This is a genomic window from Kitasatospora sp. NPDC057015, from assembly GCF_042673745.1.
Lineage (GTDB): Bacteria > Actinomycetota > Actinomycetes > Streptomycetales > Streptomycetaceae > Kitasatospora.
In genome coordinates this window covers 101,697-115,596 of record NZ_JBHUSG010000031.1, presented here as the reverse complement: position 1 = coordinate 115,596, position 13,900 = coordinate 101,697, and the positions used below count along the sequence as shown (strand labels likewise).

Below are 13,900 nucleotides of genomic sequence, written 5' to 3'. Positions count from 1 at the left end.
ACTCGGATTATGCCGGTCAGCCCAGCGTTCGCAGGCCCGTCACCAGCACCTTCACCACCCCGGTCGGCATAACCCGCACATCGGCATAAGCCGACTTATGCGGAACTCGGCATAAGTCTGCGTATCGGGCCAGCCGGAAGTTCGGCAGTCCACGCCGGCGCCGGTGTTGCCGACGCCAGGCCGGGGACATCTCCTCGTCCCAGATCCGGGCGAAGTGCCGGTCCAGGACGGAGAGGTAGATGTTGGCCAGCAGCGGGGAGGCGACCCCGCCCTGCGGAGTCCCGGTGAGGGTCTCCGCGAGCCCACCGTGCAGTTCGACAACCCCGGCCCGCAGAAACGCGCGGACCAGTCGCAGGACCTTGCGATCCTTGATGCGCTCGGCCACCAGGCCCATCAGGACGTGGTGATCGACATTGTCGAAGCAGGCCTTGATGTCGCCCTCGACGACCCATTCGTAGTTCGACGGCCTGCTGGTGAGATGGTGGATCTCGGCGATGGCGTCCTGGGCCCGACGGCCGGGCCGATACCCGTAGCTGGACGGGTAGAAATCAGCCTCGAAGATCGGTTCCAGGACCAGCTTGAGCGCCATCTGCGCGACCCGGTCACGCAGAGTCGGAATCCCTAGATAACGGACCTTGCCGTTCTTCTTGGGGATCACCGCCTGCTTGACCGGCAGCGCAGTGAACGACCCGTCCTTGAGTGAGGAACAGAGCTCCTCCAGGAACGGGATCACTCCCAGGCGTTCCTCGACGTGGTAGCGGGTGACCGCGTCCACGCCCGCTGTCCTGGCACCCCGGTTGCCGGACACCCGCTCCCAGGCCACCAACAACGTGGCCCGGTCGCAGATCAAGTTGAATACGTCAGCGAACCGGCGATCCGGATCGCTCCTTGCCCATCGGTGCAGCTTGAGTTGATGATCGAGTACCCGCCGCTCGGCCGCGAAGATGCTCGGCCACGCCTGCGGCGGCGCGTCGTTGTTCAACAACGTCCCTCCCCGACAGCACTCCTGCTGCCATCACGCTGTCGCCCTTCCCCATGCGGACGGCTTTCCCGTCCTCGGAGTACTACGGCGACTCCGCCACGACCCGGCATCATCGGCGAGCGTCGCGCCTGCCCGCCGCCCGGCCGGCTGCCGGGCGGGGAGGGCGATGCCAGGTCGCTTCCCACGTTCACTGAGGATCTCTGCAACGGCTTCGGTGCCCAGCTTTACCCCGGCGGCATCGCCACGGGCCGCACATCGCAGTCTTGGTCCGGGCCTCCCGGCGCCCACGGGATAGAGGCGACAGGAGAGGAGAGGCCACCGGATAGAGCACTCTCCAGCACCACGGCGCGGCCCATCCACCAGGTTCGGCAGGCCGCTGACGACTCACGGGGCTTCAACCACTGGTTCAGTTTCCTTACACCCATTCCGTCTTCGCTTGCGGGCACGGACCGTCTGGTGGTCTCGATCCGCCCCTACGTTGTCGAGACTGCTTCCGGCCTCGCCCCCGACCTGGGGTCCAGCCTGTCTCCAGCTTCAACCGGTCACTGCGATGACCAGCGGTGGGCTCCTCCTCCCACTCGATCCTCAGCGCCTCGTGGCGCACAGCCGGTGTCGTCGACGATCAGCACGCCGCCCTGGTCGGCCAAGTGCTCCACCACGTACTCGCGTATGCCGTCGAGCACCGCGTCCGCGTCCCAGTCGAGCCGGTTCAGCAGCCGCTGGATCCGGGCCGGGCCGGCATGGCCGGCCTCCTCGGCCACCGTGTGAGGTCGGTCCCGGACGCCCTGCCGACGTTCCCGTCGGTGGGTTTCCCCGGACCGCCTCCCGTACGGGGCGGCCTCGGAAGGTCGGACTCTCTCTTCGAGGCCGCCCCCTTGGGTCTGTCGCGGCTCAGGACTCGGGCGTCAGCAATCCACGCTCGTAGGCGCGCACGAGGCGGCGCGGGACCAGGTGCTCGCGGCCGTCGACGGTGACCGGTACGAGTTGCGGCGGGCTCGCCTTCCACTGTGCTCGTCGGTGCCGGGTGTTGCTGCGGGACATCTTCCGTTTGGGAACGGCCATATGGGTTCTCCTCCTCGGGAGCGGGCGGTGGGTCCGCCGGTTCAGGGGTGGTGGCCGGGCTCACACCGGGCTGGCCAGTCGGCCGTGGTCGTGAGGATGCGGCAGGTCGTACTCGTCCCATCCGGGGAACGGGTCCTCCAGGTCCCGCCAGGCGGCCTGGCGGGTCGCGCACTCGGCGTCGTCCAGCAGGCAGTGCGTCAGTGCCGCACTCAGTTCGTGCGCGCGCAGTCCGGTGCCGATGAAGACCAATTCCTGGCCCTCGGGCCGGACGTGGCCGAGCGTGTCGGCCCAGGTGACGTGGCCGACCGCCTCGACGACGCCCGTCTGCGCGGCCAGAACCGGACTGCTGGCCGCTGCGGCACGCATCCCGGCAGGTTCGAACCGGGCGACGGAGCCCGCCTGCGACCACAGGCCGGTGACGGTCGGACGGGTGGCGAGCCAGAAGAATCCCTTGGAGCGAAGCACCTGGCCGAACTCCCCGGTGTCCAGCCGGTCGGCGACCAGCTCCCACAGCCGGCCCGGATGGAAAGGACGCTCCGAGCGAAAGACCAGGCTGCTGATGCCGTACTCCTCGGTCTCCGGAACGTGGTCGCCGTTGAGCTCGGCCACCCAGCCCGGCGCCTCCTGGGCACGGGCCAGGTCGAAGCATCCCGTCCCCAGTAGTTCGGCGGGATCGACCCGGCCCGCGACCGAGCGCACGATCCGCGCCGCGGGGTTGAGACGACTCAAGGCTGCGGCGAGCTGATCCGCCTCACCTTCGCTCACCAGGTCGGTCTTGTTGAGGACGATGACGTCCGCGAACTCCACCTGGTCCATCAGCAGATCGCTGACCGTGCGTTCGTCCTCCTCGTACTGGTCGAGGCCGCGTGCGGCGAGCTCGTCACCGCCGCTCAGCTCTCGCAGGAAGTTGGCGGCGTCGACGACAGTGGCCATGGTGTCCAGGCGGGCCAGGTCGCCGAGCGTGGCGCCGTCGTCGCGCGCGAAGGCGAACGTCGCGGCGACCGGCATCGGCTCGGATATGCCGCTGGATTCGATCAGCAGGTAGTCGAAGCGGCCGGCTCGCGCGAGGCGGTCGACCTCCTCCAGTAGGTCGTCGCGCAGGGTGCAGCAGATGCAGCCGTTGGTCATCTCGACCAACCGCTCATCCGTCCTCGACAGGGCGCCGCCGTCCCTGACGAGCGCGGCGTCGATGTTGATCTCGCTCATGTCGTTGACGATGACCGCGACCCGCAGACCCTGACGGTTATTCAGCAAGTGGTTGAGCAGCGTGGTCTTGCCCGCGCCGAGGAAGCCGGACAGGACGGTGACCGGCAGCCGCGCGTCGGACTCTTCCGTCATCGGCCGGCCTTGGCACCGCTGGTGGGAACCGTGTAGGGCAGCAGGGCCATCTCGCGAGCGTTCTTTATTGCGCGGGCCATCGCGCGTTGCTGCTGGACGGTCAGGCGGGTGACCCGGCGGCTGCGGATCTTGCCCCGGTCGGAGATGAACGCCCGCAGCAGATTGGTGTCCTTGTAGTCGATGTAAGTGATGCGAGCGGCGTGCAGCGGGTTGGGGCGGGGCTTGCGGTTTTTGCGGGCGGGGACGACCTTGATCACGGTCGGATCTCCTCGGGTTTCGGCCTCGGGCGTCGGGGCGTGCGGGCGGTGGGGTGGCGGGGCCGGATCAGGAGACCGGGTCGAGCAGGTAGCCGAAGGCGTCCGGCAGGGCCTTCCAGCCGGGCTCCCCCGCAGCCTGTTCCGCCTCGGTGAGCAGGCAGGAGTCGAGAAGTTCGGTGATCCCGTCGATGTCCAGGCCCTCGGCGGTGAAGCTGAGTTGCTGGATCCGGTCGCCGTGCAGCGGGTCCCAGTCCAGCGCCGCCGCGGCACGGCGGGACGGCGGGTAGAGCTCCCACGCCGCGTCGGGCAGCGCCGCGAGCCAGGGACCACACTCCTCGACCGCGAGGTTCGCACCCGCAGCGTCCCAGGCGAGCATCAGGTCGGGCCGGTTGGCGAGCCAGAACCGGCCCCGGCTGCGCTGTGCGGCCGGGACAAGCTGCTCCATCGCCTCGTGCAGCCGCTCCGGATGCAGCGGTGCGCGCCGCTCCCACACCATCGTGCGCACCCCGACCTCGTCCGCGTCCTGCGGCAGCAGAGCCATCGCCGGGTTGACCCGGTCGCGGGCCTGCGCGACGTCGAAGCCCGCAAGCACGAAAGTGGCGAGTTCCCTCGTGCCGAGCCTGACGCAGCGGGCGGTGGGGTGTAGCTGGCGCAACATCGCCAGGCCTGTGTGGAGCTCGGGGCTGCCGACGGCGGCGCGCGGGTGGGCGACGGCCAGGACGTTGGCGTACTCGATCTGGTGGGCGAGGGCTTCGGCGAGGGAGCGCTCGTCGTCGGGGCCGGTGTGCAGGTGGTGTTCGCTGAGCTCGTCCGAGACGGAGAGCTGTGCAATCAGGCGCAGCGGGTCCACCGCGGTGACCGTGACGGCATCGTGCATGCAACGTCCGTCCACCTCGCCGCACGCGATCATCTCGACCAGCGGGTGGGGGTCGCTTCCGCCCCAAAGTTCCACCACGGCGAGGCGGTGGGTACCGGAGTCGGCGATCCTGAGCAGCTCGGGGAGAAGGTCCTCGCGCAGTACGCAGCAGGGGCAGTCATTGGTGAGCGGGAGGTGGGCGTCGCTCAGTGGGCCGTTCGCGTCCCAGATCGCGCGGTGGACACGGCGCTCGCCGGCCAGGGTCAGGTCGTGGTGCAGGACGACGGCGCCCTTGCAGGTCCCGAGGATTTCCAGGACGGCCTGGCGGCGCTCAGCCTCGTGCAGCCCTGCGACCACCACCACGGGCAGCGGGTTGGGGTGGGACACGGAATTCTTCCTCTCGGTATTTCGGTTCCGGCCTGGGCCGAGGGTGGGTAGGGCGCGAGGGTGGGTGGGGCGCGCCCCGAGCCGGTGGGCCCGGGAGATTCCACGTTGCTCAGGGCACGCCCGGCTGGTTGGGGCGGCTACCAGCTGGCCTTGCGCACCCCGGGGAGGAATCCGGCGTGGGCCTGCTGGCGCAGGTTGATCCGGGAGAGACCGAAGACGCGGAGGTAACCGCGGGGGCGGCCGTCGACGCTGTCGCGGTTGCGCACACGGGTGGGGCTGGCGTCGCGTGGCTGGCGGCCGAGTTCGGCCTGGGCTGCGGAGCGGTCCTCGGGCGGGGTGGCCGGGGCGGCGATGAGTCGCTTGAGTTCGGCGCGACGTTCGGCGTGGCGGGCGACGACGAGGCGCCGCTGCTCGTTCTTGGCGATCTTGCTTCGCTTGGCCATCAGACCTTCTCCCCGCGGGCGCGCAGGCGGGCAACGGTCTTCTCGATGCCGAGCTTGTCGACGGTCTTGATGCCCTTGGTGCTGAGGGTCAGGCAGACGAACCGGCCCTCGCTGGGGAGCCAGTAGCGCTTGGTCTGGATGTTGGGGTCGAACCGGCGGCGGGTACGTCGGTGCGAGTGGGAGATGGCGTTGCCGAACCCGGGCTTGCGGCCGGTGAGCTGGCAGTGGGCGGACATGGTGACTCCGTCGGGATGGAGGCGCCCCGCCGGCCGGCGGGACCAGAGGCAGGGCGGCGAAGGCTGCGGCGCGCACGGCATGGCAGACCAAAGTGCCGGGGCAGCCCTGGGCGGTGAGTTGACCATACACTAAATGAAAACGACAACCATTACGCTATGGTTGTTGAAAGCCCATGCCCCATCGAGGAGGACACCCGTGGCCCGCAACGAATTGCGCCCGATCATCAAGCTCCGCTCCACCGCGGGAACCGGCTACACGTACGTCACCCGCAAGAACCGGCGCAACGACCCCGACCGGCTCGTCCTGCGTAAGTACGACCCGGTCGCCCGCAAGCACGTGCCGTTCCGCGAAGAACGCTGACCCGTCCCATCCCATACTCGGAGACCACCATGAAGCCCGACATCCACCCCTCCTACCGCCCCATCGTCTTCCGGGACAAGGCCGGCGGCCTCGCCTTCCTCACCCGTTCGACCATGACCAGCAACCAGACCATCAAGTGGGAGGACGGCAACACCTACCCCGTCGTCGACGTCGAGGTTTCCTCGGCCAGCCACCCCTTCTACACCGGCAACGCGCGAGTCATGGACACCGCCGGCCGCGTCGAACGCTTCCAGCGCCGGTACGGGCTAAAGGGCTCTGCCTCCGAGCCGAGCAGCTGACGGGCCGAACTCCGAAATCGGTCGGCCGCCTCCGAATGTCACTTCAGGCAACGTTCGCCCCGGTGTGACGTGTCGTCTGGCTGCTGGGCCGGGCGGCTTCGGCAGGGCCGGTGCGACGGCGGACCAGGTGGCCGGCTGCTCGCGGACCGGGGTCGACCCGCGCGGCGATCATGGCCGACCGAGACATCCACTTGCTTTCGTCGGACCGGGCGATGACCCAGGCCACTTGGTCGAGCTGGTCCAGGGCGCTCCGCCACTGACCCGGGCCGCGGCCAGCTGCCCCAAGGTGAGTGCCGCCTCCACGGCGAGCGTGGTCAGGTCGGGGACGGCGTCCTCAAGCCGCGCGCAGCCCTCCTCCAGACTGTGCCAGCAGCCCGCCACCCAGTCCAACCGCAGGAGGCCGGGGCTGCTGTAGCCCTCCAGAAGGTGATAGCCCAGCTGCCGCGCGAGACCGCTGCTGTCCGCGACCAGATGGGAGGCCATTTCATCCTGGCCCACCTGGACAGCGAGGCGCCCACCTTGTGCAGGGCCTGGTCGAACTACTGCTGAACAGCACGGCCGGAGGACGTCCGGGGCAGCTGGTCGACCAGCCCCCAGTCCGCCAGACCATCACCAACGTCATCATCATGTTGATACTGGTGGCGCAGGCCCCCGTCCCGTTGGTCCGTCGGGGCGGACGCGCAGGTCCTCCTGGGTGGCATCGAGCCAGTCCAGCAGCGCAGGTGGCGCCGCGTTCCTAAGCCCCGCGCGATGGCCGCTCGGGGTGCCTCGCACCCGGGTGCGCTGCCAAAGGCAACATCAAGGAAGTTGTCAGGGCGGTTCTAGGTCTACGTCGGGTTCAGGTGGGTCCGCAACGTCGCTTCCACTGATCCACCGTGCAGTGGGACCGCCTCACGGACATGAGAGGGTGGCTGGAGCTTCTCACTGCTCCAGCCACCCTCTGATGTCCGCAGCCCAGTTGACCTGCTTGTTCTGACGATCACGCCTCCGGTCCGGCGAGGCCGAAGTCGTTCTGGGTCAGCTCGCCTCGGAGTCGCTGCTCGGCGATCTCGGCGTAGTGCGGGGAGAGTTCGACGCCCACGAAGCGCCGGCCCTCGCGCAGGGCGGCGACGCCGGTCGAGCCGCTGCCGGTGAAGGGGTCGAGGACGACACCATCGTCAGGGCAGATCCGGACGAGCTGCTGCATGATCTCCAGCGGCTTCTGGGTGATGTGCACCCGGTCCTTGCGGGGCTGGGAGGCGATGAAGTGGCCAGGCAGGTACAGGCTCCGGCTGCTGTCGAGGGTGCCCTTCACACCCCAGGTGACGAACTCCGCGGACTGCTTGAAGCCCCCCTTCCTCGGTCGGCTGGCAGGCTTGATCCACGGGATGGTGCCCTGCCAGGTCCACCCGGCCATCTGGAGCGCGTCGCTCGTGGTGGGCTCCTGCCTCCAGTCCGAGAAAACCATCGCGACCGAGCGCTCGGTGCTCACCCGGTACGCCTCGGTGAGCAGTTCGGTGAGCCAGGAGCGGTAGGAGCGCTGGTCGCGGTTCTCGCCCGGGAAGGTCTTCAGGTCGTGGGCGGAGTTGGACGTCACGTACTTGGCGCGGGCGTCGCGGCCGGTGCGCTCCGAGCTAGTCCGCCCGCCGGAGTTGTACGGCGGGTCGGTGATGACAGCGTTGACGGACTCGTCGGGGAGGGACTTCAGGACGGTGAGGGCGTCGCCTCGGTGGAGGGTGAAGCTGCTCATGGGGCCTCTCTCGGGCAGGGTGTGCCAGCTCCGGGCGGCGCACTGCAGCCGCCTCCGGAAGCGGGGATGCAGGGGAAGGTAACCGCGATCGGCAGCCGTACCTAACGGACGACCAGGAGCATCGCGGCTGGTCGGGAGTGGTTTGGTGCGGCCGGACTTCGCGTCTACTGTCTCGCCATGCCAACCGGGCAGCGGGCCAGATGGCCGGGCCCGGCGCGTGCTTGTCCCGTCCAGGCAGGAGCACACGGCGCGGTACCCAATCCTTCCCCTGTGTCCCCGAGGAGTGCCCCCGTGTTCCGGGTGAGATTACGAGCGCGGCCGGCTGCCGCGCACCACCGAGACCGGCGTCCGGGAGCTACCAACTCCCCCGACCCGGGGCCGCCCTGAGCGGCGGATTCACCACCCCGCGGTGCCGGCGACTTCTTGCACGAGAGGCCGGCACCGCTCCCCCTACGCACCTCGCAAGGAGCCCCTGCGATGCACCATGCCCTGGCACACCTGTGCCCCGATCGACCACCACCGCCCGTCCGGGACTGGAACGGTGATCGGCGGCCGTCGTGAAGAAGACCGTCGGCGCGTTCGCGGGGCTCCTCGCCGCGGGCCCCCTGCTGCTGGCCCTACCTATCGTGGTCGCCTCGGCGGGCAACGCCGCTGCCGTCTGCCAGCCGGGCCCCGAAGGACAGGCTGTGGATGTCTCCGCCGTCGCCTCACAGGTGAAGGCGATCCTGAACGGTTCCAGTCCGCTCAACTCTCCTGCCGTGTCCGGACTGGACGCTCCGGAGGAGCAGATCCCCAACGCGAAGGCGATCCAGGCCACCGGTGTCGCGATGCGCATCCCCGTCCGCGGGCAGGTCGTCGCCCTGGCGACGGCCCTCCAGGAGAGCGGGCTGCACAACATCGGCTACGGCGACCGCGACTCGCTGGGCCTGTTCCAGCAGCGGCCGTCGCAGGGCTGGGGGACGCCGGAACAGATCATGCAGCCGGTCTACGCCTCGACGAAGTTCTACGAGTCGCTGAAGAAGGTCAACGGCTGGGAGTCGATGACCGTCACCCAGGCCGCCCAGGCGGTGCAGCGCTCCGGCTTCCCGGACGCCTACGCCAAGTGGGAGCCGTTGGCGACCGCGCTCCAGCAGGCGATCGCACCGCTGCTGGCCGACTCAGGTGGCAGTACGACCGCCTCGCCGGCGCCGGCCCCAAGCCCGAATCCGAGCGACCCAAGCAGCGCTGGCCCCGCTTCGGGCGGCAGCGGTTGCCCGACAGCGGGTGAGGACGGCAGCGGCTTCGGCAGCATCCCCGCCGGATCAATGCCGGAGGGGTATGCGATCCCCGCCGACGCCCCGGCCCAGGTGCAGACAGCGATCCGGTGGGCGCTCGGCCAACTCGGCACCGGCTACCAGTGGGGCGGCAGTTGCACCGACCCGCACGGCGCCGACCCGATGGGCCGCTGCGACTGCTCCTCCCTGATGCAGATGGCCTACAAGGCCGCCGGGATCACCCTGACCCGCACCACCTACACCCAGGTCACGGAGGGCACCGCCGTCTCAGCCGGCGCCCTCAAGCCCGGTGACCTGCTGTTCACCCGAGGCAGCGCCCTGCGCCCCGAACACGTCGGGATGTTCATCGGCGGCGGGCTCGTGCTGCACGCTCCCAAGACCGGTGACGTGGTCAAGGTCTCGACCCTCGCCGAGTGGAAGCCGCAGATTCTCGCGGCCCGCCGAATCGCCTGACCGCCTCTTCTCGCCACCTCCGCACCCCCACGCCACCCCTTCGGCGTGCCTTCGCACGCCCACATCCGAACTGAGGTCCCCCATGTTTCTCGCCGACACCATCGTCCAGCTCGCGTACGACCCGGGCATCGCCCCGAACGAAGGAGGCCTGCCGGGCCTGGCCGTGCTCAAGCAGGTGATGGGCTCCCTCAACCTGTTCGGCATCATCGCGGTCGTCGGAGCCCTCGCGGTGAGCGCCGGAGTGTGGGCCTGGGGCCACCACTCGGGCGGCCACCAGGCCGAGGCCAACGGCAAGAAGGGCGTGCTCGTCTCGGCCGGCGCGGCCCTACTGCTGGGCGCGGCCAACGGAGTGGTCGCGTTCTTCTCCGCCCTCGGCACCCAGATCAAGTAACCATGAGGAAAAGCTACTTCCCCTCCTCCGCCTCCCTCAGCGGGAAGTCCGGCGGCGCGCTCGTGCGCCGCCGGGCGCTGCTGGGAACCGCCGTCCTGATCGCGCTCGTTGCGCTCGCCGGACTGCTGGCGTACGTCACCCGCGACAACCGATCCGATTCGAACCTCCCCTCCTCGGCGGCCAGTTCACCGGGGCCCGCCCGCTCGACGGCCACCTCGCCGCCGTCGGCGCCGGCCGCCCAGCACCCGGAGTCGCTGCCGGGCCCGCCAGACACGCACGATCCGATCGCCTTCGCGAAGGCGGCCGCCGTGGCGCTGTGGTCGTACGACACCAGGAAGTACTCGCAGCCTGAGCTGGTCGCCGCGTTCCACCGATGGCTGACCACCGAGAGCCAGTACGTCGACGCGGATTCGGTGGAGCGCCTGGTGCCCTCCCCGGTGATGTGGGGCCGGATGGCCGACTCGGGCCAGTTCGCCACCGCCACGGCTGCCGAGGCGCACTTCCCGGAGTCCTTCACCCGAGCCCTGCAGGCCGACCCCGGGGCGATCACGCAGGCCTACGTCTACGCGGTCACCGTCACCGGCAAGCAGACGATCGCCTGGAACGGCGCACCCGAAGGCGGGGCCGAGGACCGATCGGCCACCCTCGCCCTGCAGTGCCGTCCCGACCGCCCCTGCGCCCTGGTCGGCGTGATGCCGTCCGTCGCCCCGTAACCCCGCCCCTAGAAAGGAGGTTCCCCTCGTGGGTGTCTGCGACATACCCCTGATGAGTCAGGTCTGCACCATGGTCGACGCGGTCAGCTTCGCCTCCAACCCCGGCAAGTCGATCACGGACGGCATCGGTGCGTGGATCGCCAAGAGCATGGGCGAGCTGGCGGCCAGCGCCGTCGACCTCGCCTCGCGGGCCGTCGACCAGACCACGGCCATCGACCTGAGCACCCCATGGTTCCGGGACAACTACCAGCTCATCCTGCCGATCGGCCTCGTCCTCACCGTCGGCACGTTCTGCGCGCAGCTGATCCTGGCTGCCTGGCGCCGCGACGAGCGGGCCCTCGCCCGTGCGGCCTGGGGCACCATGACCGGTGTCCTGTTCAGCTTCGGCGCGATCAGCTTCACCACCGTGGCCGTCACAGCGACCGACGCCCTGTCAGCCGGGCTGTTCAAAGCCGCGAACACCAGCGTGGACGACGCGATCCGACGCCTGGTGAAGGTGTCGGAGCTCGGTGCGATGTTCCCGCTCGGCTGGGCCATCCCCACCATCGTCGCCATCGGATGCGCCGTCGGCGCGTTCCTCTACTGGGGGGTGATGGTCGCCCGGAAGGTCGGTGTCCTGGTCCTCGTCGCGCTCGCCACGTTCGCCGGGGCCGGCGGCGGCTGGGAGGTCGCCAAGCGCTGGCGACGCGGCTGGATCGAGGCCACCGCCACTCTGGTCGTCAGCAAGCTGCTGATGACGGTGGTCTTCCTCGTCGGCGTCTCGGCGATCGGCAAGACGGACGCCAAGGACGGGCTCGGCGCCCTGTCCGACGCCATGGCCGGAATCGTGATCATGGCCCTGGTGCTGTTGTGCCCCTATACGGTCTACAAGTTCGTCCACTGGGCGACCGAGGGCGGCGGCCACGACGACCTGCACCGCACCGGCGTCGCCGGGATGGCGGTCGCGGCGGGCGCTGCCAAGACGGCGGGCAGTCTGGCCATGCAGATGGGCACCGGCGTACCGGCACCGCAGGGCCCCAGCCAGGTCCCCGGTGTGGCCTCCGGCATCGACCCGACCGGGCAGGTCAGCAAGGAAGGTATCGACGCCGGCCCCGCACAGCAGCCGTCAACGTTCCGCTTCGGCGAGGACCCGAGCACCGGTGGCGACCGCGGACGCGCCCTGGTCACACGGCCCGGCATCCCGGCCCTGATCAGCCGGCCGTCCGACAACAGCGGCGAGGAGAAGCCGCCGGCCGACGGCAACGCGGAGACCCCGGCCGCCCCACGTACCCGAGGCGCCGCATGGGCGGGATCGGTCACCCCGTCCGCTTCCGGTGGTTCCCCTGCCCCGGGCACGCCGTCTGCTCCGAGTGCCCCGACGCCCTCGGCACCGGAAGCTCCCCTGCCGCCCACGCCGGCCGCCGACGGCCCGTCCCCGACCGGGGCAACGGATCCGGTCCGGTTCGTCTACCCGCACCGACCCACAGGACCCGGTACCTGACCGGCTCCCCCGCCTGGGGCGGGCGACAACCCGTCGCCCGCCCCAGGGCCCGCCAACGATCAAGGAGTGACTCTCCACGATGACCTCCGGAAGAGCACCACGCCCCGTCCACCGCCCGCCCCCTCGCACCCTGGAACGCCCGTGTCCTCCACCCCGCTGCCCGACTCCGCCTCTGCGTCCGTAAAGTTCCCCCACCGCTCGAAGCGCGGCATCCTCCTCGGCCTCAGCGCCGCGCAGCTGGTCACCGCTGCAGCCACCGGCCTGCTCCTGCTCGCCGTCCTCACCGCCCGCGGAGTCACCGGCATGCTGCAGCTCACCCCCGCGTGGGCGAGTGTCGCCGCGTTCGTGTTCATCCGCTACCGGGGCCGCACCCTCGCCGACTGGGCCCCGGTCGCCGTCCGCTACGCGCTTCGCCACCTCCGGGGCCAGCTGATCTGGCTCGCCCGCCCCTCCCGGCGCCCGGTCCGCGAGGGACTGCTCCACCTGCCCGGCAGCGCGGCCAGCCTGCGCGTGGTCACCGCCCCGGACCGCCGCTACGGCGCCGTCCACGACGCTCACGCCGGCACCCTCACCGCGATCGTCAAGGTCTCCTCCCGCGCCTACGCGCTGCTCGACCCCGGCACGCAGAACGCCAACGTGAGCGGCTGGGGACGGTGCCTGGCGGCGCTCGCCCGCACCGGCCACGCCGCCCGGATCCAGGTGATCGAACGGACCGTCCCGGACTCCGGTGATGCGCTGCGCCGGTACTGGGAGGAGCACGGTAAGCCCGATGCCCCGCTGGCGGGTGGCCTGTACGGGGAGCTGATCCAGGGTGCGGGCCCGGCTGCCGCCCCGCACGAGGCGTACGTCGCCGTCGCGCTGGACGTCAAGGCGGCTCGGCGCCTGATCAACCAGGCCGGCGGCGGCCTGGCGGGCGGCTTCAGCGTGCTGGCTCAGCTGACCAGCTCCTTCGAAGCGTCCGCCCGCACAGCAGGCCTCAACCCGACCGGCTGGCTGTCCGCCACCGAGATCGCCGCCGTCGCCCGCACCGCCTACGATCCCAAGTCCCTGGCTGCGCTGGACCGCTGGTCCGAGGACGGCCGCCCGGCGGCCGACCCCGCTGCTGCCGGCCCTGTGGTCGTGGTGGAGAAGTCCGACCACATCTCGACCGACTCCGCCCATCACTCCACCTACTGGGTGGAAAACTGGCCACGCACCGAGACCAACCCCGGATTCCTGCACCAGGTGCTGTTCGCCTCCGGTGTCCGGCGCACCGTCTCCCTCGCCTACGAGCCGAAGGACCTGGGCTCCGCGATGCGCGACGTCCGCCGCAAGAAGGCGTCGGTCATTGCCGACTCGGCCGAGCGCGCCCGCAAGGGCCAGGTGTCCTCCGAAGCCGACTCGGTGGAGTACCAGGACATCCAGAATCGCGAACGCCAGCTGATCGCCGGACACTCCGATGTCGCCCTGACCGGGCTCCTCACCGTCAGCGCCGACACGGAGGACGAACTGCGCTCCGCCTGCGCCGTGGTGGAGGCCGCCGCCGTCGGCGCCCAGCTCGACCTGCGCCCGCTGACCTGGCAGCAGGCCGAGGCCTTCTCCGCCGCCGCCCTGCCGTTCGCCCTCGCAGTCTGACGCCGGCCAGCCCTCCCTCCCCTCG

The 13,900-nt window shown here is 70.3% G+C and carries 15 protein-coding genes and 1 pseudogene; 7 read left to right on the top strand and 9 right to left on the bottom strand.

Features of this window, described 5'->3' with window-relative positions:
- Positions 1 to 16 precede the first annotated feature (16 nt).
- The 8 genes and pseudogenes from ACFTWP_RS26020 to rpmB all read right to left on the bottom strand — a co-directional run bounded on the left by ACFTWP_RS26020 (position 17) and on the right by rpmB (position 5,561).
- Complete coding sequence (locus tag ACFTWP_RS26020) at positions 17 to 982, bottom strand: reverse transcriptase domain-containing protein (RefSeq protein ID WP_380267219.1); 966 nt, start codon at positions 980 to 982, stop codon at positions 17 to 19.
- A 590-nt stretch (positions 983 to 1,572) separates the two neighbouring features.
- Positions 1,573 to 1,746: pseudogene (locus ACFTWP_RS26015) on the bottom strand (IS701 family transposase); the annotation flags it as partial.
- A gap of 127 nt (positions 1,747 to 1,873) precedes the next feature.
- The gene (gene rpmF / locus ACFTWP_RS26010; RefSeq protein WP_380267218.1) at positions 1,874 to 2,044 is read right to left on the bottom strand and encodes a 50S ribosomal protein L32; all 171 of its coding nucleotides are present in this window, start codon (positions 2,042 to 2,044) and stop codon (positions 1,874 to 1,876) included.
- A 60-nt stretch (positions 2,045 to 2,104) separates the two neighbouring features.
- Positions 2,105 to 3,382: a GTP-binding protein gene (locus ACFTWP_RS26005; protein WP_380267217.1), complete on the bottom strand. Its 1,278-nt coding sequence runs from the start codon at positions 3,380 to 3,382 to the stop codon at positions 2,105 to 2,107.
- Positions 3,379 to 3,639 (bottom strand): 30S ribosomal protein S18, encoded by a 261-nt coding sequence (gene rpsR / locus ACFTWP_RS26000; RefSeq protein ID WP_380267216.1) that lies wholly within the window; start codon positions 3,637 to 3,639, stop codon positions 3,379 to 3,381. Before rpsR ends, ACFTWP_RS26005 begins: the two co-directional genes overlap by 4 nt.
- A gap of 67 nt (positions 3,640 to 3,706) precedes the next feature.
- The gene (locus ACFTWP_RS25995) at positions 3,707 to 4,882 is read right to left on the bottom strand and encodes a CobW family GTP-binding protein (protein WP_380267215.1); all 1,176 of its coding nucleotides are present in this window, start codon (positions 4,880 to 4,882) and stop codon (positions 3,707 to 3,709) included.
- Positions 4,883 to 5,019: 137 nt separating this feature from the next.
- Complete coding sequence (gene rpsN, locus ACFTWP_RS25990) at positions 5,020 to 5,325, bottom strand: 30S ribosomal protein S14 (RefSeq protein WP_380267214.1); 306 nt, start codon at positions 5,323 to 5,325, stop codon at positions 5,020 to 5,022.
- Complete coding sequence (gene rpmB / locus ACFTWP_RS25985) at positions 5,325 to 5,561, bottom strand: 50S ribosomal protein L28 (protein WP_380267213.1); 237 nt, start codon at positions 5,559 to 5,561, stop codon at positions 5,325 to 5,327. Before rpmB ends, rpsN begins: the two co-directional genes overlap by 1 nt.
- Before the next feature lie 196 nt (positions 5,562 to 5,757).
- On the opposite strand from rpmB, the gene rpmG reads away from it, so the two are divergent.
- Together rpmG and ACFTWP_RS25975 are read left to right on the top strand one after the other, a co-directional pair.
- Positions 5,758 to 5,922 (top strand): 50S ribosomal protein L33, encoded by a 165-nt coding sequence (gene rpmG / locus ACFTWP_RS25980; RefSeq protein ID WP_380267212.1) that lies wholly within the window; start codon positions 5,758 to 5,760, stop codon positions 5,920 to 5,922.
- Between the two features lie 29 nt (positions 5,923 to 5,951).
- Positions 5,952 to 6,221 carry a type B 50S ribosomal protein L31 gene (locus ACFTWP_RS25975; RefSeq protein ID WP_380267211.1) on the top strand — a complete coding sequence of 90 codons (270 nt, stop codon included), beginning with the start codon at positions 5,952 to 5,954 and terminating at the stop codon, positions 6,219 to 6,221.
- Between the two features lie 979 nt (positions 6,222 to 7,200).
- Here the strand turns inward: ACFTWP_RS25975 and ACFTWP_RS25970 are convergent.
- Complete coding sequence (locus tag ACFTWP_RS25970; RefSeq protein ID WP_380267210.1) at positions 7,201 to 7,950, bottom strand: DNA-methyltransferase; 750 nt, start codon at positions 7,948 to 7,950, stop codon at positions 7,201 to 7,203.
- A gap of 557 nt (positions 7,951 to 8,507) precedes the next feature.
- Here ACFTWP_RS25970 and ACFTWP_RS25965 point away from each other — a divergent pair.
- The 5 genes from ACFTWP_RS25965 to ACFTWP_RS25945 all read left to right on the top strand — a co-directional run bounded on the left by ACFTWP_RS25965 (position 8,508) and on the right by ACFTWP_RS25945 (position 13,875).
- The gene (locus ACFTWP_RS25965) at positions 8,508 to 9,677 is read left to right on the top strand and encodes a C40 family peptidase (protein WP_380267209.1); all 1,170 of its coding nucleotides are present in this window, start codon (positions 8,508 to 8,510) and stop codon (positions 9,675 to 9,677) included.
- Between the two features lie 82 nt (positions 9,678 to 9,759).
- Complete coding sequence (locus ACFTWP_RS25960; RefSeq protein ID WP_380267208.1) at positions 9,760 to 10,068, top strand: DUF6112 family protein; 309 nt, start codon at positions 9,760 to 9,762, stop codon at positions 10,066 to 10,068.
- Between the two features lie 2 nt (positions 10,069 to 10,070).
- Complete coding sequence (locus ACFTWP_RS25955; RefSeq protein ID WP_380267207.1) at positions 10,071 to 10,781, top strand: hypothetical protein; 711 nt, start codon at positions 10,071 to 10,073, stop codon at positions 10,779 to 10,781.
- A 28-nt stretch (positions 10,782 to 10,809) separates the two neighbouring features.
- The gene (locus tag ACFTWP_RS25950) at positions 10,810 to 12,261 is read left to right on the top strand and encodes an ATP-binding protein (RefSeq protein ID WP_380267206.1); all 1,452 of its coding nucleotides are present in this window, start codon (positions 10,810 to 10,812) and stop codon (positions 12,259 to 12,261) included.
- Between the two features lie 141 nt (positions 12,262 to 12,402).
- Positions 12,403 to 13,875 (top strand): SCO6880 family protein, encoded by a 1,473-nt coding sequence (locus tag ACFTWP_RS25945; protein ID WP_380267205.1) that lies wholly within the window; start codon positions 12,403 to 12,405, stop codon positions 13,873 to 13,875.
- Positions 13,876 to 13,900 lie beyond the last annotated feature (25 nt).

What these genes read in the sequence shown, in the direction of transcription:
- rpmF (WP_380267218.1), bottom strand. Translation starts at nt 2,044, where the DNA reads ATGGCCGTTCCCAAACGGAAGATGTCCCGCAGCAACACCCGGCACCGA.
- ACFTWP_RS26005 (WP_380267217.1), bottom strand. Translation starts at nt 3,382, where the DNA reads ATGACGGAAGAGTCCGACGCGCGGCTGCCGGTCACCGTCCTGTCCGGC.
- rpsN (WP_380267214.1), bottom strand. Translation starts at nt 5,325, where the DNA reads ATGGCCAAGCGAAGCAAGATCGCCAAGAACGAGCAGCGGCGCCTCGTC.
- rpmB (WP_380267213.1), bottom strand. Translation starts at nt 5,561, where the DNA reads ATGTCCGCCCACTGCCAGCTCACCGGCCGCAAGCCCGGGTTCGGCAAC.
- ACFTWP_RS25975 (WP_380267211.1), top strand. Translation starts at nt 5,952, where the DNA reads ATGAAGCCCGACATCCACCCCTCCTACCGCCCCATCGTCTTCCGGGAC.
- ACFTWP_RS25970 (WP_380267210.1), bottom strand. Translation starts at nt 7,950, where the DNA reads ATGAGCAGCTTCACCCTCCACCGAGGCGACGCCCTCACCGTCCTGAAG.
- ACFTWP_RS25960 (WP_380267208.1), top strand. Translation starts at nt 9,760, where the DNA reads ATGTTTCTCGCCGACACCATCGTCCAGCTCGCGTACGACCCGGGCATC.
- ACFTWP_RS25955 (WP_380267207.1), top strand. Translation starts at nt 10,071, where the DNA reads ATGAGGAAAAGCTACTTCCCCTCCTCCGCCTCCCTCAGCGGGAAGTCC.